Source organism: Vibrio sp. RM-41-2B, from assembly GCF_024744415.1.
Classification (GTDB): domain Bacteria; phylum Pseudomonadota; class Gammaproteobacteria; order Enterobacterales; family Vibrionaceae; genus Vibrio; species Vibrio diabolicus.
Genome location: NZ_JAMQWD010000043.1, coordinates 30805 through 54279, shown reverse-complemented (window position 1 = coordinate 54279; position 23475 = coordinate 30805). Strand labels below are relative to the sequence as shown.

The following is a 23475-nucleotide window of genomic DNA, read 5'->3' as shown; positions in this document are numbered from 1 at the left end:
CATTATTTATAATTATCAACAACTTAAGAAAACGTTTAAGTTAACCTATTGCGCAAACCTTTGCGTCATACCTTTAAAATGAAAACGCACAACCTCTCAAATCTGCCTAAAACTCAATCACCTAATGCTAAGATACCCTGCTAATTCGTAAAAAGTACTCAAAAAAATCGACCAATTTTCTCAACAATGCATGAAATATAATTAAGTTCGATAGAGCTCTTGGGTGATAGCGGTACGAAGAGTGCTAACGACATCACTTGCCAAAAGACCAATTTTACCATGCTGACTCACGTTTATATCGGCAGCATGACTGTGGAGTACCACACCTAAACGTGCCGCGATGGAAATGGGTAACCCTTTAGCTAGCAATGCACCAATAACACCTGATAGCACATCTCCCATTCCGCCCGTCGCCATTCCTGCGTTGCCCGCTAGGCAGACGTACATTCTCGTTCCATCGTAAATAAGCGTTCCCGCACCTTTTAAAACCACCACACCGCCATAACGCTCTTGCAGTTGTCTTGCAGCAGAATATCGGTCACTTTCTATTTGTTGAGTGGTAACATTTAATAGTCGAGCTGCCTCTCCAGGATGCGGCGTAATCACTCGCTGGTTGTCGCACACCAAAGTGCCATCACATCGTTGGCTTAGCATCGCTAGAATATTGAGCCCATCAGCATCAACAACTTTAGGTTTCTGTTCTTGAGCCAGATATTGATAGGCTTGATAAGCCCACTCATCATCACCAAAACCTGGACCAAACACCAATACTTCAGCCCAGCGAATGCGTTTGGTTAAGTCGTTCTCAGTATCCCTGAGTAAGTCGGCGGTGATGCTTTGGCTCATTACTTCTGGGCAGCCAATCTGTAGTGGAATAAGGCTACTCGGGTGAGTAATTGCGGCAGTTAAACCCGCTCCGGCTCTAACCGCAGCGGAGGAACATAAACGAATCGCTCCTGACATACCTTGGTTACCACCGACACAAAGTAGTTTGCCATTGTCACCTTTGTGTGCTGTCGGGTTTGGCTTGGGCATTAACCTTGAAACAACCTGATGATCAATACCTAGTGCACTTTCTACTTCGATAGAATCAAACTCAACATTTACACCCAATCCACAAAAGTGGAGTTCACCAACTCGATCTCTCGCTTGTCCGGTGCACAAGCCTTGCTTAACACCAATGAAGGTTACAGTATGCTCAGCATGAATGGCATCGCCTAAAATAGCACCTGTATTTGCACACAACCCGGAAGGAATATCGACTGCAATCACTGGGGTGTGAATTTGATTGATTTGCTCAATGTAGCGACGGTACTCCGAACGAACCTCACCACTTAAACCAGTGCCTAACATGGAATCAATGATCACATCGGCTTCTAGCAATGCGGTATTCCACTCATCCCAATCATTGTTAACACCATCGATGGACTGCCAATCTTGATATGCGCGTAAAGCATCACCTTTGAGCGCAGTCACATCACCAAGTTGGAAAACCTGTACATTGAGTTGCGCTTGTTTAGCAAGCGAGGCAAATACGTATCCGTCACCACCATTATTCCCTTTGCCACAAATGACTAAGATATTTTTTGATTTGGGATACAAGTGTAAAAAACGCTCATACACAGCCATACCTGCGCGTTGCATTAGGCTATACATAGAAACACCAGCCATTTGCGCTGCCAGCGTTTCACCATTTTTTACTTGTTCTGCGGTGTAGAGTTTTAGGGCGAGATTAAAGTCCATCTTCACGTTCTGCGCATTAGGAAACACAATTATAAGTATACAAAAAAGCCAAGGCGAACCTTGGCTTTTGAGAAAGTTTTTTATCGCTACTGACTCTGAGACATCAATGCTTCAGCCGTCGCGTCTTGTATAGATAAAAACAACGAATTGATTTTTCCAGTCGGTGTACGCATGGGGTTCAGCGTAACGTTCTGGTACATAAACTCCGCTTGCTGAGTGACAGGACGTACGTTACGGCAGCGGAACAAGTAAGGACGCTGGCGCCACGTAATAAAGCTGCGGCAACCTAAATCATACACGGGCTTTGTTTTTAACTTAAACCATTCCTGCGGGATTTCAGGGAAGATATCAAAGATAGAACGACCAATTGCATCATGAGATTGCAAACCACTGTGATGAGTCATAAACCCATTCCACACTTGCACATTATAATCTCGGTCAATGACGACGAGCCCCATGTCGACGTTTTGTACCATGTCTACCATCCAATGGAATTGTTCAAACTCTGCTGGCATATTCAACATTAGAACTCCTCCATTAGATATGACAGTTTGTTATCGAGCAGCGGCAAAGATTCATCGACGAACATAAACAATAAATCACAACGGATTGACGTTCCCTCAATGTTGTAGCTCACCTCGAATGTCATGGTGCGGCTGAATGCGCCCGTCGTAGACTCAATGATCGAATCAATTGATATATGCTGACCAAGAAGCACTGGAGGGCTTTGGAAGAATCGCACTTCAGATTGTTCGCCTAAGCCATTTAAGAATGACCCCACCAAGATATTGGAAATATCCATGAGCAGCTCAAGCTCTTCCAGTTCGTCGCTGTCAGCTGGCACTTTCATCAACTTCTTGAGATCCGATACGCTAGAATCGCTCAAAATCACCAGCGCTTCACCCGCAATACCTTCGCCACAAAAGCCCTGACAAACGCCCGATACGTTGTCATGCGACGCTAAGTCACGGAGAGCCATGTGTAGTTCACTCACTTCGAAGATATTAACGTTCGGAAGCGGTAACTGCACAAACACATCAAAGTGACGCGCCAATGCATCTGCGGCTCGACCAATAGAGACGTTCGCCACTTCCATATAAATATCGCGACGACGTAAAATCGGTAACTCAATAGAAACAGGCGTGATAATTTGAGGACGAGGCTCTGGCTCGACCAACTCTTTAAGTGCCTTCTTGAGTTCATCTTTGGCGATCGGTTTTTGAATAAACGCTTTTGCGCCAAGTGCGAACACACGCTCTTTCGCTTTAGGTTGGATATCCCCCGACACCACAACCACGGGAGTTTTATTCCCTAACCGCTGCATGTTTTCTAGTGTTTCAAAGCCATCCATTTCTGGCATGGTCAAATCAAGAAACATCAATTTAAACTCGTTCTTTTCGAGTTCTTCTAGCGCATTTTTTCCGTGGATAGCAAACGTAATATCGGCATTCAATGTGGCTGGTAGTGATCTCGCCATCTGTTTGCGTGCTAACGCTGAATCATCACAGATGAGTACGGGAAAAGACATTCAATCACCTTTTTATATTCCACAATCTGCGCCGGAGTCTAACAGATTGTTACAGCATGTAATACGAGAAAACTGACGATTTTTTATTTCTTTTTTATTCAATAAGCATACGCAATATGAATGGATGAGTGAACAAAATGGCGAAAAAGCAAACATCCCATTCGCTGTTTAGTGACATGAAACAAACATGGATAAAACGCCTCCATTAAAAATAAGCACAAAGTTGCATTTTAAATTAAAAATCCGTTTTTACTTCCACTCTATCCGCTCAGTATGAGTGCTGGGGAAATCGGTATCACGTAGCAATAAAAAAGCACCCTTTCATAGGGTGCCTTGAATAAGGTATTCATCAATAAAGTGTCATTTCTATGGCACACCGTGACCTTTCGAAGCCACCCATACGCGATACCATTGCTCTCGAGTCAATTCGATATTCAGCGCATTTACTGCCGTTTGCACACGCTCAATCTTACCAGAGCCAATGATTGGAATTGGGTTAGATGGTAAACGACGTACCCAAGCGTAAATCACTTGGTCAATGCTAGTCGCGCCCACTTCTTCGCGAATCGCTTCTAATTCGTTGCGAACACGAACGGCTTGCTCACTGTCACCACTGAAGATTGAGCCACCACCGAGGCAAGACCAAGCCATTGGTCGCGTGCGCAACATTTGCATTTGATCAAGCGTTCCATCATGTGCAACCTCAAAATTAAGCGGGTTGATTTCCACTTGGTTAGTCACAAGAGGCTTACCTAAACGGGATTGCAACAGCTCAAACTGACGTGGAGTAAAGTTAGATACACCAAAGTGCTTCACTTTACCCACTTTGTGTAGCTCTGAGAATGCTTCAGCCACTTCATCGGCATCCATTAACACGTCAGGACGATGGATTAAAAGCACATCGATTTCGTCCACATTCAAACGTTCAAGCGAGTTATTCACCGATTGGTAGATGTGAGCGGAACTCGTATCATAGTGATTGATCTTACGCTCTGGTGTTTTATCTCCGCACAGGTTGATATCACACTTTGTGACGATCTGAATCTGCTCTCGCACGCTCTTATCGAGAGCAAGTGCTTCACCAAACAATTTCTCACACTCGTAATTACCGTATATGTCTGCGTGATCGACCGTGGTAATGCCTAACTCAATATGTTGCTTGAGGAATGACAAACGCTCTTGAGCAGTCATGCCCCAATCAACTGCACGCCAATATCCTTGGACCAGCTCTGAGAACTCAGGGCCTTTTGGTGCAGTCACAACTTTTGCAACCATGGTTTTTCTCCTTCAATTGATCTGCATTCATCGTAGTCTTGTTTTCACATCGGCTCAACGGGTAAACTTTGGCAATTCGAACTGGAGTACGAAATATGTCTTTTGCCCAACGCCTAGCCACCTTGATCGGAGAAGAAAGCATCAGCGGATTTGCACGACGCGTTGATGTGTCTGAAGCTTTAATACGCAAATATTTAAAAGGCAGTGAACCGAGCCTAACGAAAGCAAATCAAATTGCGATGCGAGCCAACTGCTCTCTTGAATGGTTAGCGACCGGATGTGGTTATTTATATCGCCGCGCTGAAGTCGTAGATATGGATGCGTACAAACTTGCATTTCAACACGTTATGAATCAGCCGTTGCCAGATGAGGCAGAACAACAGCACCGTAAGCTCATCGCTGGCTATCAATACCTGCGCGCGCACAAAAAATCGGATGGATTTTTAGACGAGTCTGCGATGGTGACCTTCCTATCTCTCCATAAAGAATCTAAAAACGAGTCACTTTAACATCGATAATTTCGCCATCGCTGTGCAATTCCACATTTAAAGACGGTGATGGCGACGAAAACTCGTCCGGTTTTACCCAAAATAAGCTTCGAATCGTTTCTTGCGGATAGCGGTTTATCAACAAGATAACTTCTTTATCGACGAGCTCAGAAGATTTCTTTTCCAGCGCTTCAAAGACGTCATAGTGCTCTTGTCCGATAGTTATACTACGTAAAACCAACCCGTCTTTTCTTAAATTGAGGATTAAGTCATTGAGACTTTGCCATTGATATTCGGTCAAAAAAGAGAACTGAGCACTGTCCTTTCCCAACACAACTTCACCATACAGATGCTGCTGATAGTACGAAAAATCGTCCAAACAAAATGTGCTGAAATACGTTGAAGCATCTTGCTGCTGCACGTCACAGCGATACCAGCCTCCCCTTGTTTCTATACGCTCTTTTAAATTGGAGTACGGCATTGCAGACAACGTGTCCTGCCACCAACTCGGCGTCGAAAATGCTGGAAACGTTACCGAAAAACAACATAAAGAAAACAGGACTCGAGGATAAAAGCGCATGAATTACTCTGGTTGATTAGCATCGAACCCAGACATTACCGACTAGTAGAAATTGTTCAAGATAAAAATAGTGGCAGGTAGTGCGGAAAGTTGTAGAGCAGAAATTAAGAAGGCGCACATTTGCGTGCGCCTCTACCTCGTTACTCAATCGTGAGTGTGCGAATCGGAGATGTCTATTGATGCATCCCGAACATAAAACGAGGACTTACCGTAGGGTTTGAATCCATCCAAATTGTGTGTAAAACCTCACATCCCTCCTTCTGAAGCAGTCATGTTGCTTTACACCTAAAGCATGGTTCATTTTGCTCAAAAAACAAGTTTTTTATCCCAAATTATGAGAGCAATAGCACAGTCTTGGTGAATGAATGACATCGCGACACTTCGAACACTCAATAGTGAAAAGCTAAATTGCATCTTTATTGATTAGGTCTAGACTCTGCGAAGCGTATACTTTCTCGCGTCCCTTCCACCAGCAACAGGAGAACTTGTTAATGACCAAACGAGAGAGAATTGTGAAATCTGTGTTAGCGCACGTACCGAAAGATGCGATTAACCAGTTTGTCTCTCGAGGGTCCACACCATTTTCTGTCCTGATTATGGCCGCAATCGTTGGCACACTAGCTGGTTTTGTCGGCACTTACTTCGAACTTGCGGTTCATTTTGTTTCTGAAACCCGTACCGAATGGCTAAGAAGCGAAATCGGTAGCGTACTTCCTCTTTGGCTTGCTGCTGTACTGATCAGTGCTCTACTTGCTTTTGTTGGTTACTTTCTTGTTCACCGCTTTGCTCCAGAGGCTGCGGGATCAGGCATCCCAGAAATAGAAGGCGCGATGGACAACATTCGTCCAGTGCGTTGGTGGCGAGTTCTACCTGTTAAATTCTTCGGCGGCATGGGTGCACTTGGCTCCGGTATGGTACTTGGTCGCGAAGGTCCGACAGTTCAAATGGGCGGCGCAGTTGGTCGAATGGTGACCGATATTTTCCGTGTGAAAGATGACGATACTCGTCATTCCCTACTCGCTTCAGGTGCCGCTGGTGGTTTGGCTGCCGCCTTTAATGCCCCACTCGCAGGCATTATGTTCGTTGTGGAGGAAATGCGACCTCAGTTTCGCTATTCTCTGATCTCAATTCGCGCGGTGATCATCTCTGCTATTATGGCCAACATTGTGTTTCGCGCCATCAACGGGCAAGACGCTGTCATCACAATGCCGCAATATCACTCTCCAGAGCTTCAGTCCCTTTGGTTATTTTTATTGCTTGGCGCATTGTTTGGCGTATTCGGAGTGATCTTCAATAAATTGATTACCGTGGCACAAGACAGTTTTGTCGCAATTCACAAAAACGATCGTAAACGCTATTTAATCGTGGGCTCACTACTTGGTGGCATTTTTGGTCTGCTTCTCTTATACGTGCCACAGCTAACTGGCGGTGGCATCGGCCTTATTCCTGATATTACCAATGGCAACTACTCGGTATCCGTTTTAGTTCTGCTTTTCTTTGGTCGCGTCATCACGACGTTGCTATGCTTTGGCTCTGGTGCGCCGGGTGGTATCTTTGCACCTATGCTTGCTCTGGGGACCTTGTTTGGCTATGCATTCGGAGCGAGTGCTGATGTGTTGCTTCCTACGCTTGATATCGAACCTGGCGTATTTGCCATTGCGGGCATGGGGGCCCTGTTTGCTGCAACGGTACGCGCACCGATCACGGGCATTTTGTTGGTGATTGAAATGACCAATAACTACTACTTAATTCTACCACTTATCATTACTTGTTTAGGTGCCGTGATTATTGCTCAGTTGTTTGGCGGACAACCGATTTACAGCCAGTTGCTACATCGTACAATCAAAAACGATAAGTTACGTCAGCAGGATCTTCCTGAAAACCAATCGACATAATTCTCGCTTTGTTATTATTTCGCTCCAAACTATCGAAGGGTTTGGAGCGATAAACTCTACATTTTTACATCCTTTCCCAAATATTCGATACCAAACTCACAAAAATACCATTCTCTGATATTTCCTCACCACCTTTCATGAGTAAGCACTCTCTAAACTTGCTAGTATTCGCTACTCAAATAGAGCATTTCATCCAAATCATCACGTTTCGTTTCATTCAGGCAAAAATCAAATGGAGTAGATTTGAACTGGAGAAGACTTGTGCAGTTTTATAGCGTTCCGCCGTCTCAAGCCGCGTTAGCGCTAGGTATGATAGGTTTAGGACAAGCTTGGGCACTCTATGTCCCTGAAATTGGTGAACCAATACGCCCATTTTTAGCGTCACTCGGCGCGCTTTTACTCGCCCCTGTGCTGATAAAATATGCCACGAATCCACGATTATTTATGGTCGACATTCGTCACCCATTGAGCGGTAGCTTAATGGCACCCATGAGTATGGCGTTACTGATCCTTGCAGATTATCTTGCTTCTGTAGCGCCAATCATTGCTTATCCACTCTGGTTTATGGCACTTTTGCTGCATTTTACTATGATGGTACTGTTTTTTAGCTTTCAGCTAATGAACTTCAAAATGTCGAATATCGTACCTAGCTGGTTTCTCTATCCAGTGGGACTGATCAGCAGCTCATTAGCAGGCTCCCAATTGGGTCACAACCTATTCTCTGAAACCTTAGCGATGATGTGCATTGGCATTTATTTCTTTATGTTACCGCTGGTGCTCTATCGTTTAGTGTTTTTCGGATCTCTGCCGAGACGAGCCAGGCCGACCCTCGCAATTATGGCCGCACCGGTAAACTTGTCATTGGCGGCATACTTGGTGAACTTTCCCCTGCCCGATCCGATACTGACTGGCGCATTAGCAGGGATTGCTATCACAATGACGTTATTGATCTACCTGTGTTACTTCCGCTTACTTCGATTGAAGTTTCAACCTTCTATCGCGGCGGTAACCTTTCCTTCCGTGATCAGTGCCATTGCGATGCACCGCTTAACCTCCTTTTTTGCCGAATCGCACCCACATTGGCACTGGCTACACGATTTTGGCTTTTTAGAGCTCAGCATTGCGACTGTGTTGGTGGTTTGGGTATCGGCAGGTTACATCAAAATGTATTGGCCAGAAATCGTTAAGTCGCCCTCTAAATAAGCATAAAAAAACGGCCTCATCTGAGGCCGCTGTTTATCTCTATCAATAAGACATCAACCCGCAAACTTCGCCATGAAGTTCCCAATGTTAGTCAAACTCGATGCCGCCATTACGATAACAATCGCTGCTCCAGTTAGCGTTAAGTACATTGGGTGTTGGTAGTCACCGACGATATCTTTGCGTTTTGTCGCAACCAATACAGTGCCCAAAACGATAGGAAGAATAATGCTGTTCACTAGGCCTGCTAGCATCAAAAGAAGAATTGGCATATCCATGGTTACCGTGCCTAACGAGGTTAGGATAATGAAACCAACACACCACGCTTTCTCGTTTCGCGCGACAACTGGGAAAAGCGTCTTAATTAATGAGATAGCCATGTAAGAGTTGCCAACCACAGACGTGATGGAAGCTACAAACAGTACTAAGCCAAAGATGAAGTAACCAAGCTGGCCAGCACCTTGACGGAAAGCATCCGCCGCAGGGTTAGCCGTATCCAGCGTTGCGCCTGTCGCGATAACGCCAAACACTGCCAAAAACAGTAGGATTCGAATAACCACCGCAATAGAAATACCAGCCCACGCTGTTGAGGTGATGGAAGGCACGTTCTCTTTGCCTTTCAAGCCGATGTCTACTAGGCGTTGTGCACCCGTGTAGTAACCGCCAACTGCGCCGCCAACGATAGTCAACGTAGGCAGAAGCAAACTACCAACATCCATAGGCATCACCGCTGCACTTAGTGTCTCTCCCATCGGAGGTAAGCTCGTCATAGCCACGTATGCGATCAGAACAATCATAAACAAGCCAAGGTAGCGGGCCATTTGGTCCATTCGTTTGGAAGCGTTATGAACCACAAACAACAAACAGCCAACGACACCGGTAAACAGTGCGCCCCATGTTGTGTCCACGCCCGTTAGCACATTGATGCCTAACGCTGCGCCACTCACGTTGCCAAAGTTAAACGCCACTGCACCAAGCGCAAGGAGAATACCAACACCATAACCCATGCCGGGTGCCACTTTGTTCGCAATGTCTTGGATTCGCATGCCAGAAACGCCGACAATACGCCACAAGTTCATCACGATACCAAACGTGATAAAAATAGAAGCCAAAACTGGAAATGCCATGTCGACTTTGTAGATATTTGTGAAGACTGCGGTTTGAGTCAAAAAGCCGGGACCCACAGAGGTTGTCGCCATCAAAAAAGCGACACTGAGCATGGCTTTCTTTTGCCAACTGCTTTCTGTAACTGGAGCTGAAATAGAGGAGGTGCTGATAGTGCTTTGTGTAGTCATGCCGAGTCCCAAATTTGTTGTCTTTCTATTATTAGAAATAAGAAAGACAACTGACCGAGATCAGCTGAACTTAGAGAAATATCTCTTTTTAAAACAAACGATTACAAGTTGTAGCCGTTCATTGGGCGCATATATTAAGAGCAACGAATGTGACTGTCAATACACAATTGCATAATTACTATTTATTGCGACTCACTTGACTATGATTTGGATATAAAAGATATAAAAAAGGATGGCAACTCGCCATCCTCTCTCAATTTTATTTGTCGATTTGATTAACGCAGGCCATGCAGAAATTCAGCACGGGTCGCTGGGTTGCTCTTAAAAATACCACCTAACGCTGTAGTCGTGGTTTCACTGGTGGCATCCATCACACCGCGTGATTTCACACAGTAATGCGTCGCGTCGATAGTCACCGCTACATCGTCAGACTCAAGCAATGCTTGCAAAGCAACAAGGATTTGCTGGGTCATACGCTCTTGAACTTGAGGGCGTTGCGCAAAGAAACGAACAATACGGTTGATCTTAGACAGGCCAATGATCTTACCGCGAGGAATATAAGCAACAGCGGCTTTACCGTCGATTGTCACAAGGTGGTGTTCGCACGTACTGGTCACAGTAATGTCTTTCACGCGAACCATTTCGCTCACGTTCATCTTGTTTTCGATAACTGTGATCTTGGGGAAGTTGGAGTAATCCAAACCAGAGAAAATCTCGTCCACGTACATTTTTGCAATGCGGTGTGGCGTTTCCTCTAAGCTATCATCCGTAAGGTCGAGCTGAAGCAGACCAAGAATCTCACGCATGTGGTATTCAATCTTTTCCTTCTTCTCTTCACGGCTAACGGCATTAGGGCGCATTGGTGTTTCTAACCCGCGTTGCTCTAGCGCTTCTTTCACTAACTTTGCTGACTCGCTAAGACCTGACATTCCACTTCCTCTTTTGTAACTACCACTCTCGGTGTGAAATACAATTGCCGTGTTTTCATCCCGTAGCGTTAAAGTCGCTCAGTCCGATGTTTATAACGCCAAGGCACATAACAAGAATACACTGAGCTATTTTCTCATGCTCCGTAGGAACTTTACCCCTTTCGGATGGGTGACAAGGATACTCGGATTTTTGAATAATTACACCCATATTTTATAGGTGGACATTCTTACTCGGTCCCCTTTTATGGTAGAGTTGCCACAAAACAAAAGAACATAGGATTATCTCAATGGGCTGCTGCGACGCACCTGGCTTGATGCCAATTGAAGAAGCGATGGATAAGATGCTATCGCGAATCAAACCTATCCAAACGACACTTTCTCTTCCTCTTGCTGACGCTCTGGGTTTTGTGCTGGCTGAAGATATTTTATCGCTAATTCACGTGCCCCCTTTCGACAATTCAGCAATGGACGGTTATGCCATTCGTATTCAAGACCTAGAAGTGTCTACAGTGTTGCCTCTGGCAGGTAAATCCTTCGCTGGTCAGCCTTTTGAAGGTGAATGGCCGGCAGGCACTTGTGTTCGAATCATGACTGGCGCGAAAATTCCGGAAGGCTGTGATGCCGTTATCATGCAAGAAAATACGGAAGTGACCGACGCTGGTATCCAGTTCAATCAAACGGATGTGAAGCCGCAAAATAACATCCGCCCTACGGGTGACGACATCAAGCAAGGCGATATTGTATTGGCAAAAGGCGCGCGCCTGACACCGCGCGATATTCCAATGATTGCCTCTCTTGGTGTCAGCCATGTCACCGTCGTGCGTAAGCCAAAGGTGGCATTTTTCTCCACAGGTGATGAACTTAAACCATTGGGTGAGCCACTCAAGGCGGGTCAAATCTACGACAGTAATCGTTACGGTATTAAGCCGCTAATCGAAAACTTTGGCTGTGAAGCGATTGATCTTGGCATTATCCCTGACTGCCCAGAGACACTAAAAGCAACATTCGAAAAAGCACAAACTCTCGCGGATGTAGTTGTAACGTCTGGCGGCGTCAGCGTTGGTGAAGCAGATTACACCAAAGACATTCTTGAAGAACTTGGCGAAATCGGTTTCTGGAAACTGGCAATCAAGCCGGGTAAACCTTTCGCATTTGGCAAGTTAAGTACTGCTTGGTTCTGTGGGCTACCAGGTAACCCTGTATCTGCAGTGCTAACCATGTACGTACTTGTTCAACCAATGTTGGCTAAATTGGCTGGCCACACTGAATGGAACGCACCTGAGTCTATCCCTGCTACGACTAAAACCGCATTTAAGAAAGCGCCGGGACGTACAGACTACCAGCGCGGTATCTATACTCTAGAAAACGGTAAATTTGTCGTTGAAACCACTGGCAACCAAAGTTCAGGAGCCTTTCGCTCAATGAGTTTGGCAAACTGCTTTGTTGTGTTGGAACGTGAACGTGGCCGTGTGGAAGTTGGCGAAACGGTTCAAATCCAACTGTTTAACTCAACGTTATACTAGGAACGTACCGTGGATATTCTTTCCGATCAGGAGATGCTGCGCTATAACCGCCAGATCATTCTTCGCCAGTTCGATTTCGAAGGGCAAGAAGCTCTCAAACAAAGCTCGGTGCTTATTTTGGGTGCTGGCGGTTTAGGTTGCGCTTCTAGCCAATACCTTGCCACGGCTGGTGTTGGCAATATTACTTTTATCGATGACGATATTGTTGAGCTCTCCAATTTACAACGCCAAGTATTGCACCACGACGCCGATATTGGCCGTAAAAAGGTTGACTCTGCGGCGGATGCGTTGCGGGAACTTAATCCTCATATCGAAGTAAACACCGTTGCTAAACGCCTTGAAGACATTCAGCTTCAGGCTTTGATTGAACAACACACTGTGGTGGTCGATGCTTCAGATAACGTCGACACTCGCAATCAACTCAACCGACTCTGCTTTGCAACAAAAACACCGCTTATTTCTGGTGCAGCCATTCGTATGGAAGGCCAAGTGAGTGTGTTTACGTACGACGACCCAACTCAACCGTGCTATCAGTGTTTGAGCGCGCTATTTGGCAGCAGTGCATTAAGTTGCGTTGAAGCTGGCGTCATGGCGCCTGTTGTGGGTATTGTTGGCGCTGTACAAGCGATGGAAACCATCAAGGTGATTGCAAATTACGGCCAACCCAAAAAAGGGAAGATCCTCATTCTCGATGCGTTTAGCATGTCCTGGCGGGAAATGAATTTGATGAAAATGCCGACCTGCCCTGTTTGTGGCTAAGTAACGCTGTCAGCTTATCAATGAAGATTCTCAAAAAGCTCAACGTAACGTTGAGCTTTTTCTTATTCTGAGATTCATATTTCGAACCAAATAACTTACCGATATAAAATTCATTATAAACAGCAAGTTAAAAACTGGCACATTCCTTTCATTGCATATCATACAAACCAATGAGAGGGCGAATCATGAAAAGGACATCACTATTACTTGGATCTCTGTTTGCAAGCGCATACGTAAGCGCAGCGCCATTCGACACTTGTCCGAGCAAAGCATATTTATTCCAATCGACCCCAGTGCAAGTTTACGGCGTTAATCTGGTTACCGGATCAACCAAGTTACTGACCGACGATGTGGGCTTAGCATCTGGTATTAACGGCGTCGGTTTCAACTTCACTGATCGATACATCTATGGTTACGATACAACCAACTTGAAAATCGTACGTTTAGGCCAGGACTTTCAAGCAGAAACTCTCAACGTACAAGGGCTTCCTAGCCATACGTTTTTTGTCGGCGACGTGTACAACCACGTATACTACTTGTATCGCAAAGGTAAAGGGCTGTTTTCCATTGATCTGTCGCCGTTAGATACGGACCCAAATGCTACCTTAACCCTGAATAAAATCACATCAAATGCAAGTGTGAGTTTAACCGATTTTGCGTTCCACCCTGGCGACGGTGCGCTCTATGGTATCGATAATGGGTCTGGCGTATTGTATAAATTCGATACAAAAACAGGCCAAGCAACCGCGATCGGCAATACAGGGGAAACGGGTACCTTTGGTGCAGGCTACTTTGATGTAAACGGAAACTACTACGTATCGCGTAACCAGGATGGCAAAATTTATCGCGTCGACTTATCAGAAAATAATGCCGCCAATATCGCTGCGGGCATTGTTCCTGCTGTAGAGTTTGTGTCTAACGGTCCAAGTTCCAGCCAAAATGACGGTGCCCGATGCGCGAACGCTCCTGTTATTGACGAAGACGAGCCAATTGACTTTGGTGACGCACCTGACACTTACGCTACCTTGCTCTCTTCTAACGGACCACGCCACGCTGTTGATGGTGTAACTTGGCTTGGCACAATTGCGCCAGATGGTGATGCCGATGGACAAGTGGCTCCGTCTGGAGATAACAAAGTTGGTACAGCAGATGAAGATGGTGTCGGCTTTGTTGCCGCACTCGACCCAGGGTTAAGTTCACTGGTGAACGTAACTGCATCGACATCCGGCTACTTGTCAGCTTGGTTTGACTGGAACCGAGATGGTGACTTTGCTGACGAAGGTGAGCAAGTATTCACTGATGAGTTACTCTCTGCAGGCAGCAATACGCTTCCATTTGTCGTCTCTGAACTGGCAACCGCAGGTCCTAGCTGGAGCCGATTCCGCTTTAGCCAACAAACTGGTCTGAACTTTGATGGCGGATCAACATCGGGTGAAGTAGAAGATTACCCAATCACAATCACTGAAAACGGCGTATCCGTACAGCACTTCCCAAGTGCAGATTCCTATGCAACGGTCGCGTATGAAGACAACTGGCCTTACACCGCTGACTACGACATGAATGACGTAGTCATTAAGTTCCGTATGACTGAAACACGTATGGACGGCACGGTGGAAAATATCCAGATTAGCGGAGATCTGGCCGCCTATGGGGCTGGCTATAAAAATGGCTTTGCTATTCGTCTACCTGGCGTTTCGAAAGCGAGCATTGAAAACGGCTTAACAAAGCTAACGTTTAATGGCAAAGAACAACCGACCAACGGTCTAGAAGCGATATCAGAAGAAGCCATCTTCATTATCAGTGACGACCTCAGTCAGTATGCGCAAAGTCAATGTGCGTATTTTAGAACCCAAACGGGTTGTAATGATAACGTCGCGTTGTCTTTCACACTGACCATCTACTTTAAGGAAGGGGCCGACCGCTCAGCGCTACAGGCCATGCCTTATGACCCATTTATCTTTGCCACACCCAATACATATCACGGCGATGGCATCACCTTTCAACCAGGTAGAAAATGGGAAGTACATTTGCCAGACCAAGCACCAACTGAGCAGTTTGATGACGCAAACCTATATGGCGTGGGCGTAGACGCAAGTGACCCGGCTCAAGGCGTGTACTTCAAAACAGCGAACAATCTCCCTTGGGCATTGCTTATCGTCGAAGAGTGGAATTGGCCGCTAGAGAAAGTTGACTTAGTTGACGCTTACCCAGAGTTTGCCACCTACGCCGAATCTGGTGGGCGAGAAGGAGCAAACTGGCATACCCAACCTAAAGCAAACAAACGTTACATTCCATAGGAGAAACATCATGAAAAACTTAATCACAATCATCATGGGATTAGCGTTAACAGCCTGCGGCGGTGGCGGCGGTGGAGACAAAAGCAACGATAGCGCTACTCCACCTCCAGCTCAAACTACCGTTATTGTTGAAGAGCCAAGCATGCAAAATTTAGACGTACCAGATGGGTTCGATTATGACCCAAGGTTAGAAAGCTCACTTGCGGTAGATATTAGTGGTTACTCTTTACAGCGCGCACATCTGAGCATTTATAAGGAGTACCGTGAAGATGCCTCTGGAACCTACCAAGCGAAATATTCGAGCAATGTTGCTTCTGCTGCGCTGACGAGTGGGAAAGCTAACTTAGACTTCTCCACCTCGGATAGCCAAGATAACCTGTTAGTCGAAATTTGGTTCTACGATGGCTCAGAACCTCTGCAAAAAGTCGTCTCAACCGGAAATACGACATGGCGCATGTAAGATGCTCTATTGGTGAGCATTGATACTCGGGATTGGCGCAAGCCACAGGTTTTAAGACAAAATCGCATCGTTCTTTGAACATGCGATTTTTTTGTTGTAAAACAAAATGATTACTTGAAACAATAGCAATTGAGCGCAAATTGGATAATCCCAAAACCTATATGTTGGTCTTCAGCGGTTTCATTGCCCTACTTGTGCTCTTGTTGCTCATTAAGCAGACTGATGAGAACACGGTTTCAGCCACCGTCATTAGCAACACTTTAACTCAGTCCCTTGATGGTCAACGTCGGTACCTCACTATTAATTCACCTGAGATAGAGCAACAACGAGTGACGGTTCCAGTGCCCGCATCTTGTCCAGTGGGCTCTATTGCGTTGTTCCACCAAGCATCCCGCTCAAGTTTTGACTCATCCCTTTCATTCATTCGCTGTGAGTAAAGATACTGTGCGGACTTCCCAAATCAGAAGGATTTAACCATGCAAGCATTGATCGATGCCAAAGAACTTCATGCTTTATTAGACCAACCAAATGTAAAACTTCTAGACGCGAGTATTCGTTTTCAAATTCCTTCAGAAGGGAAAAAGATCACCAATAAGTGGATTCCAGGCTCATTGCGTTTCGACTACGACAATGACTTTTGTCTCCCAGATACCAATCTCCCTCATATGATGCCAACAGAAGAAGGGTTTAATCACAGCGCTCAGAAACTTGGCCTGAACAACGAAGACCTTATTATTGTTTATGACAACTCTGGAACACTCGCCTCTCCGCGCGCATGGTGGATGTTTAAGGCAATGGGACACGATAATGTCAAAGTGCTTAATGGTGGCCTCCCGGCTTGGATTGAGGCTGGATTGCCTGTCACGGATGCCTTGTCAGAAGCTAAGCAGCTTGGAAACTTTACCGGGAAATTAAATAAACATGCTTTTTTGGACGCAAATGCAATATTAGAGTACTCAAACAATTGCAGTGCAAACATTGTTGACGCTCGCTCACGTGCACGTTTTTTAGGCGAGGTACCAGAGCCAAGAGAAGGACTGCGTTCTGGTCATATTCCTAATTCTGTTTGCCTCCCTTTCCAAACATTATTGAGTAATGGCTTTATAAAGGCAGACTCGGAATTGAAACCAGCATTTAGTGCACCAACGTTATATAATGATAAATCAATCATTTTCAGTTGTGGCTCAGGTGTAACGGCCTGTATTTTGCTGCTAGCAGCATACCAGTTAGGTTGGCGTGATTTATCGGTCTATGACGGGTCATGGACAGAATGGGGCGCAGACCACTCATTACCCATTACTCGCTAATCTAGGAGCTATCGAAGCGGCATGGTCAGGTTAAAGAAGAACATTTGGACACTATACATGGCGCTACTTACAATAAGCGCCGTGCTGTTCGTGTTGTTTGGCCGCTACCATTATGAGTCAACCCTGAATAAGTACAAAGATAAGCAGCTCCTACAATTGGAGCTGTTTGCCTCTTCTGTCGAATCACTTCTGAAAGGACAAGAATCGTTACTTGAAGTCATTGGTCATCAGTTGGTCGAGAGAAATGACTTTACTCGTACAGCAGCAGTTCAAACTCGCCCGATGCTGGACAAACTGCTCAGTATCCATCCGGCGATTATTGGATTCGGCCTAACCAACCCCGATGGAGACTACATCGCCGTAAGCTCCAACTTGATCTTGGCAAAGCTACATAATCTAAAACAAGATCCATTGACTCGTGATACCTTTTTGGCAGCGCTCAACTCCGACCGAATGATTATAGGTCGAACGTATTTTACGCCAGCTCAAGATTCACTTGTGATTCCGATCCGAAAAGCAATTCCAAATAAAGATGGTGTTGTACAAGCAGTGATGACGGCTGGCTTTAATATGAATTCATCTTCGGTTTTTCGTAACGATATCCATGCCAATGAGCACAACCGGGTCACATTGATCCGCAGTGATGGCTACCTTACTTTTAGCTCGTCAGAAGATACAACCCTAGAAGATTACCTAAAACCTGCCAATGATTTAGATATAAAAGCCGTTATGGCTCAAATAACAAAAGATTCAGGCTGGGATATGGCGCAACTAAAAGAGCTCACACGAGCGCTAAATATTGTTGTCGACAATTCTCGCCTGAGTGAGTTAATCACATTGAGATACCTTCCTGATTATCATCTTTGGGCCTCTTCCTCGACAGATTTGAATTTTATTAAGCGCGGATTTTACGAACAGTTTGCACTGTACTCGATTGTTTTTCTTGTCGTCCAAGGTGCTTTTTACGCCTTATTCCGCTCCATTGCGAACAATGAACATAAAACAAAACTGCGTTTGCTCTATCAAGCGAACCACGATCATCTCACTGGATTACCAAACCGAGAGTACCTACGCGCAAACATTCGACACTGGCTCTCTGGGAAAGGGAATCCTTTTTCTTTGATGTTTATCGATATTGATAATTTCAAATCAGTCAACGACACACATGGTCATGACTTTGGCGACGAAGTTCTAAAACAAATATCTATCCGCTTAAACACCTTTGTTAACGATGGCCGATTAATCATCCGTGAAGCCAGTGACGAGTTTATTTTTCTAACGAATCGAATTGATGAAGTAAGCGTTAAAAGACTAGCGAGCGACTTAATAAATGCGCTATCAGAACCCTACGAAGTCAATGACAGTCAGTTCCTGCTCAGTTGCAGTATTGGTATTGCCTGCTATCCACACCATGGTGAAACATTAGATGAACTGCTCCTTTCAGCCGATATTGCGATGTATCAAGCGAAAAAACAACGCAACGTATACAGCCTGTTCAATCAGCAGATGCAAGCTACACACCTGCGTAAAATGAAAATTGAGCAACGCTTGAGGCTCGCGATAGATAAGCAAGCGCTTCATATGGTTTATCAACCTCAGTTAAACCTAGAAGGCGATATTTATGGTGTCGAAGCGCTTATTCGTTGGAGTGATGATGAGCTCGGCTTAGTCCCACCAAGTGAATTTATTCCCGTCGCAGAAAGCACAGGGTTGATGGTTCGTATTGGTGAACAAATCATTGAAAATAGCCTGACAGATATGGCTAAACTGACTGGTAATATTGATACATCTATCCAGATGTCTATTAACATCTCGGTCAAACAGTTTGTTCACGCCAAATTCATTACTAATCTTATGAATGCTATTGAGAAACGCGGCATCGAATGTTCAAAGATTACCCTAGAGATCACCGAAAACCTGTTTATTGAAGATCTTGAAAAGTTCGCACCAATTTGCGAGCGCTTGCATGCTCTTGGCTTTAAAATCTCGCTCGATGATTTCGGGACTGGCTACTCTTCATTAAGCATGTTGCGTACGCTACCTATTGACGAGGTGAAGATTGACAAGAGCTTTGTCGATCACATTGAGCATGACAAAAAAGCGCTGAATATGGTTAAGAATATCATTTCTATCGGCAAAAACTTTGAAATGAAAGTACTGGCTGAAGGAGTAGAAACGCTGCAACAACTGAATGAGTTAAAAGCTTGCGGTTGTGATTTGATTCAGGGCTACTTCTACTCTAAACCTTTATCGCTTGAAGACTTGATCGCTTTTACGAAGCAGAACCAAAGCAAAGAAACCGTAGTTGAATAATTACGATCGCTTTGCTTAGAAGGTTTTATTTATTCATTTCTTGGTACATCACCTCCACCAATTCTCCTTTCGGATCGCCTGACAATTCCCAAGTAAAAATACCGCCTAAGTTCGCCTGTTTAGCCCAATTTGCTTTGGCTTTGATCGAGCGTTGATCTTCGTAAGAGATAAAGACTTTCTTTACAGGATTCCACAAGTAAGGCGCTTGAGATTGCTCATCATACTTGTACTCGTAGCCCTGCTCCGCTCCATAGTTCTTCACCAAATCCCAAAACATGAAATAGCCGTTCTCACCCGTACCAAACTGCGCTCCTTGCTCGGATACAAGATCTTGTGTTGGTAAGCCACCCGAGAAGTCTTTGGTGCCTTGCCAGCCACGTCCGTAAAACGCAGCGCCAATCACCAGTTTCTCACTTGGAATACCGAGCTCGATCATCTGGTTGATGAACACGTCTGCGCCCATGCCCCACCAGCTTCGCTCAGTCGCATGCAAGTTGGTAGTATGCCCGGTTTGCTGCCCCCAACCACCAAGGAAGTCATACGTCATCGCAAACATGTTAGTTAGGTACGGCTCCGCGGCTTTCCAATCGATACCTGCTGCTTTTGGGCCAACGCCTACAGCAGTAGAGAGCTCGTATTCACGTTTGGTTTGATTTGTGAGTTCATCTAACTCTGCACGCATGGTTTTTACCAAATAGGTAAAGGCCTCACGCTCAGATGCTTTTTGTTCATCAGAAAGCTTGGTGTCAGGGTTCCAAGGCGACGTTGTTAAACCGCCACCACCTGGGTATTCCCAATCCAGATCAATACCATCAAAGAAATCATATTGAGCAATCAACTTAACGGCAGTTTTTGAGAATTGATCCATCGCTTGTTTGCTTTTCGCCATAGCATGAAACGGTTCGGACATTGTCCAACCACCAAAAGACGGGAGAATTTTGACATCAGGATGTTGTTTCTTCATTTCAGCAAGTTGAGCGAAGTGGCCTTTGTATGGCACGTTAACGGAGACATCGCCAAAGTCCTTTTCTAATGCTGCTTCGGTATCGACAATGATCGCCGTATACGGATCTTTTCCTTCACATTGTTCGGCAACCAGTTTTTGTACCGTTTCAGAAGCACCGGCATGAGGGCCGCACATACTAAGAAACGCGTAAATCACATGCGTCAGCTTATCGGCGGGAATATCGTTCACCGTGTATGGGTTTTCTGCATTTGCATACTGCCAATCCGCAAAGTAACCCGCTACGACTTTTTGCTCGGCGTGCACCGCACCAGTTAGCCCCATAATCAGTGCAGCAAGAAGTGTCTTTTTCATTGTGTTCTCCAGAGTAGATGTACAAATTTAAAGCTACTCCTAGAGAATATTTTTAACTTGAAAACGAAATCAGGCTGCGAGTCATTTATAACTCCTCGCAGCCTGATTACATAAATTGCATATTATTTGTGCTAACTCTCAGATGCCGCGTTGCCGTGCATTTGCTCATCTAAGTTGAGCACCGTTAATGCGTTGCTGACGCTCGTGGCGATCACGTCTATCGCTCCGGTTCTTAATGCTCCAAGTAAGGCGAGCGGCTTGCTGTTCTCCGCTGCAATCGCGATGACTTCCGATATTGGGCGAAACTCTTCAATACCAAGACCAATCACTCGGTCACTCATTACGGTGTTGGCAACATTACCGTGAATATCAAAGAAATCATAACCTGCAAAGTCCCCGACCACGCCTTGTTGAAGTCTCGACTGAACCACTTCATCAGGCGTAAACCAACCTAAGTCCACCATGTAACTGTTTTCGCTCATGTCACCAATACCGACCAAAGCGACATCAGCTTTACGTGCCAAATCGAGTGTTTGTTTCACGGTTGCATTTTGCATGAAGGCCAACTTCTGCTCTCTGTTCTCTGCATAAGCCGGCGCGTAAAGCGTTTCGGACGTTCCACCGTACTTTTTCGCTAACTGACGACAAATGTGGTCGGCGTTATACATACCACCACGTGGGTGAATACCGCCGATACCACATACAAATTTACAGTCACGCGGCGTAATAACACCAATATGGTGAGCGACGGACGACACGTTGCGCCCTTGCCCGACCGTCACCACCATGCCGTTTTTAAGCGTGCTGGTGAGATAATTGGACACCAATCCCGATACCTGTAGTCGTTGTGCTTCTTCATTCGGCTGATCAAGAGCAACAAGCGCGCGCTTGACGCCGAATCGCTCGATCAAACGTTGTTCAATCTTGGCGCTAAACACCGGGTGGTATTTAACGGTGATTTCAACGATGCCTTCATCACGCGCCTGCTTGAGCATTCGCCCGACCTTTGCGCGTGATATGGCAAATTTTCTCGATATCTCTTCCTGAGTCGCACCGTCTTGATAATACGCGACGGAAATCTCTGTCAACAAATCCGTGTTTTCAATGGAAATATCTTGATTAGAACTGCTCATGGTTTCTCTCGCCCTTTAAGAGGATCGATATTGTATGCAATAAGTGAGCATATGCTCATTGACTTAGCATATGTTCTTTATCAATTTAAACGCTACATTTGCTCATCGCAATAACATTTTCTCACTACAATTTTTTACCCTCACGTACAACGCTCAACCTTTGAACAATAAGGGCAAACGTTTATTTGGGTTAACCACTAAACACACCGTAAAAAAACGTTGATGAAGTTCACTATAAGTCGATTTCAGCGATTGACTTTCAGCATAGATAGGATAAATATGGACACATCATTTACTCAGCTATCGATCAAATGTTCATGGCATTTGTTCGGTAACGAAATTTTCCGTAGTTGGCTGAGCAGATGTCTCATTAAATGCGATGAGACGATTAGCTAACTCGCTTGCAAATGCACAAGCTGTGATAACAAAAATCACGCTTAAGCCCATTTAAATAGGATGATCGATTATGAGCAACAAGTTAGAGCAACTTCGTAAACTAACGACTGTAGTAGCAGACACTGGCGAAATTGATGCAATCAAAAAGTATCAACCAGAAGACGCAACAACTAACCCTTCTCTTATCCTGAAAGCCGCTCAAATCGCAGAGTACGCACCTCTAATCGATGCTTCAATCGAATATGCTAAAGCACAGAGCAACGACAAAGCTCAACAAGTTCAAGACACTTGTGACATGCTTGCAGTAAACATCGGTAAAGAAATCCTAAAAACTATCCCAGGTCGTATCTCTACAGAAGTTGACGCACGCCTATCTTACGATATGGAAGGCAGCGTAGCGAAAGCACGTCAACTAGTAAAAATGTACAACGATGCAGGCATCACTAACGACCGCATCCTTATCAAACTAGCGTCTACTTGGGAAGGTATCCGCGCAGCAGAAATCCTAGAGAAAGAAGGCATCAACTGTAACCTAACGCTTCTATTCTCATTCGCTCAAGCGCGTGCTTGTGCAGAAGCTGGCGTATTCCTAATATCTCCATTCGTTGGCCGTATTATGGACTGGTACAAAGCGAAAGAAGGCCGTGACTTCGAAGCTTCAGAAGATCCAGGCGTACTGTCTGTAACTAAGATCTACAACTACTACAAAGAGTACGGCTACAAAACGGTAGTAATGGGCGCAAGCTTCCGTAACATCGGTGAGATCCTAGAACTGGCTGGCTGTGACCGTCTAACTATCGCTCCTGCTCTACTTGCTGAGCTAGAAGCGGCAGAAGGTGAAGTGGTTGAGAAGCTAGTTGATTCTAAAGGCGCAGCTGAGCGTCCTGCACCAATGACTCATTCTGAGTTCCTATGGGAACACAACCAAGACCCAATGGCGGTTGAGAAACTGGCTGAAGGCATCCGCAACTTCGCCGTTGACCAAGGTAAACTAGAAGCGATGATCGAAGCTAAGCTTTAATTGCTTACCAAAAGC

General features: G+C 45.3%; 20 protein-coding genes. 11 read left to right on the top strand and 9 right to left on the bottom strand.

The window, feature by feature from the left end; genetic code table 11:
• Nucleotides 1-201 precede the first annotated feature (201 nt).
• The 4 genes from NB463_RS18870 to NB463_RS18855 all read right to left on the bottom strand — a co-directional run bounded on the left by NB463_RS18870 (nt 202) and on the right by NB463_RS18855 (nt 4546).
• The gene (locus NB463_RS18870) at nt 202-1743 is read right to left on the bottom strand and encodes an NAD(P)H-hydrate dehydratase (protein ID WP_258430596.1); all 1542 of its coding nucleotides are present in this window, start codon (nt 1741-1743) and stop codon (nt 202-204) included.
• 86 nt (nt 1744-1829) lie between these two features.
• Nucleotides 1830-2267, bottom strand: coding sequence for a PAS domain-containing protein (locus NB463_RS18865; RefSeq protein ID WP_005396081.1), 438 nt, complete (start codon nt 2265-2267; stop codon nt 1830-1832).
• Nucleotides 2267-3271: a response regulator gene (locus tag NB463_RS18860; protein ID WP_047008145.1), complete on the bottom strand. Its 1005-nt coding sequence runs from the start codon at nt 3269-3271 to the stop codon at nt 2267-2269. Before NB463_RS18860 ends, NB463_RS18865 begins: the two co-directional genes overlap by 1 nt.
• Nucleotides 3272-3637: 366 nt before the next feature.
• Entirely contained in the window at nt 3638-4546 is a 909-nt protein-coding gene (locus NB463_RS18855) for an aldo/keto reductase (RefSeq protein ID WP_047008144.1), read from the bottom strand.
• Nucleotides 4547-4641: 95 nt separating this feature from the next.
• Here NB463_RS18855 and NB463_RS18850 point away from each other — a divergent pair, with 95 nt between their 5' ends.
• A complete protein-coding gene (locus NB463_RS18850; RefSeq protein ID WP_047008143.1) occupies nt 4642-5055 on the top strand; it encodes a helix-turn-helix domain-containing protein in 414 nt (137 codons plus the stop codon).
• Here NB463_RS18850 and NB463_RS18845 read toward each other — a convergent pair.
• Entirely contained in the window at nt 5036-5614 is a 579-nt protein-coding gene (locus NB463_RS18845; protein WP_047008142.1) for a hypothetical protein, read from the bottom strand. The genes NB463_RS18850 and NB463_RS18845 overlap by 20 nt on opposite strands.
• Before the next feature lie 491 nt (nt 5615-6105).
• Between NB463_RS18845 and clcA the strand changes: the two genes are divergently transcribed.
• Together clcA and NB463_RS18835 are read left to right on the top strand one after the other, a co-directional pair.
• The gene (clcA, locus tag NB463_RS18840) at nt 6106-7509 is read left to right on the top strand and encodes a H(+)/Cl(-) exchange transporter ClcA (protein WP_005396086.1); all 1404 of its coding nucleotides are present in this window, start codon (nt 6106-6108) and stop codon (nt 7507-7509) included.
• 261 nt (nt 7510-7770) lie between these two features.
• Entirely contained in the window at nt 7771-8712 is a 942-nt protein-coding gene (locus NB463_RS18835; RefSeq protein WP_047008141.1) for a TDT family transporter, read from the top strand.
• Between the two features lie 53 nt (nt 8713-8765).
• Here the strand turns inward: NB463_RS18835 and NB463_RS18830 are convergent, their stop codons facing one another.
• Nucleotides 8766-10004: an NRAMP family divalent metal transporter gene (locus NB463_RS18830; protein WP_006741126.1), complete on the bottom strand. Its 1239-nt coding sequence runs from the start codon at nt 10002-10004 to the stop codon at nt 8766-8768.
• A gap of 275 nt (nt 10005-10279) precedes the next feature.
• Complete coding sequence (gene folE / locus NB463_RS18825; protein ID WP_104970562.1) at nt 10280-10933, bottom strand: GTP cyclohydrolase I FolE; 654 nt, start codon at nt 10931-10933, stop codon at nt 10280-10282.
• A gap of 287 nt (nt 10934-11220) precedes the next feature.
• On the opposite strand from folE, the gene moeA reads away from it, so the two are divergent.
• From moeA to NB463_RS18790, 7 genes are all read left to right on the top strand, one after another.
• Nucleotides 11221-12456: a molybdopterin molybdotransferase MoeA gene (moeA, locus tag NB463_RS18820; RefSeq protein ID WP_258430592.1), complete on the top strand. Its 1236-nt coding sequence runs from the start codon at nt 11221-11223 to the stop codon at nt 12454-12456.
• Between the two features lie 9 nt (nt 12457-12465).
• On the top strand, nt 12466-13215 hold the full coding sequence (moeB, locus tag NB463_RS18815; RefSeq protein ID WP_258430591.1) for a molybdopterin-synthase adenylyltransferase MoeB: 750 nt from the start codon (nt 12466-12468) through the stop codon (nt 13213-13215).
• Between the two features lie 185 nt (nt 13216-13400).
• Nucleotides 13401-15512 (top strand): LruC domain-containing protein, encoded by a 2112-nt coding sequence (locus tag NB463_RS18810; RefSeq protein WP_258430590.1) that lies wholly within the window; start codon nt 13401-13403, stop codon nt 15510-15512.
• 10 nt (nt 15513-15522) lie between these two features.
• On the top strand, nt 15523-15972 hold the full coding sequence (locus NB463_RS18805) for a hypothetical protein (protein WP_150916921.1): 450 nt from the start codon (nt 15523-15525) through the stop codon (nt 15970-15972).
• Nucleotides 15973-16112: 140 nt separating this feature from the next.
• Nucleotides 16113-16409, top strand: coding sequence for a hypothetical protein (locus NB463_RS18800; RefSeq protein ID WP_258430589.1), 297 nt, complete (start codon nt 16113-16115; stop codon nt 16407-16409).
• Nucleotides 16410-16448: 39 nt separating this feature from the next.
• Nucleotides 16449-17279, top strand: a complete 831-nt coding sequence (locus NB463_RS18795; protein WP_258430588.1) for a sulfurtransferase — start codon at nt 16449-16451, stop codon at nt 17277-17279.
• Nucleotides 17280-17300: 21 nt separating this feature from the next.
• Nucleotides 17301-19592, top strand: coding sequence for a bifunctional diguanylate cyclase/phosphodiesterase (locus NB463_RS18790; RefSeq protein ID WP_258430587.1), 2292 nt, complete (start codon nt 17301-17303; stop codon nt 19590-19592).
• Between the two features lie 25 nt (nt 19593-19617).
• Here the strand turns inward: NB463_RS18790 and NB463_RS18785 are convergent, their stop codons facing one another.
• Both NB463_RS18785 and NB463_RS18780 read right to left on the bottom strand, forming a co-directional pair.
• The gene (locus NB463_RS18785) at nt 19618-20910 is read right to left on the bottom strand and encodes a glycoside hydrolase family 18 protein (RefSeq protein WP_258430586.1); all 1293 of its coding nucleotides are present in this window, start codon (nt 20908-20910) and stop codon (nt 19618-19620) included.
• A gap of 131 nt (nt 20911-21041) precedes the next feature.
• Entirely contained in the window at nt 21042-22043 is a 1002-nt protein-coding gene (locus tag NB463_RS18780; RefSeq protein WP_005396112.1) for a sugar-binding transcriptional regulator, read from the bottom strand.
• A gap of 466 nt (nt 22044-22509) precedes the next feature.
• Here NB463_RS18780 and tal point away from each other — a divergent pair, with 466 nt between their 5' ends.
• Nucleotides 22510-23460, top strand: coding sequence for a transaldolase (gene tal / locus NB463_RS18775; RefSeq protein ID WP_005396118.1), 951 nt, complete (start codon nt 22510-22512; stop codon nt 23458-23460).
• Nucleotides 23461-23475 lie beyond the last annotated feature (15 nt).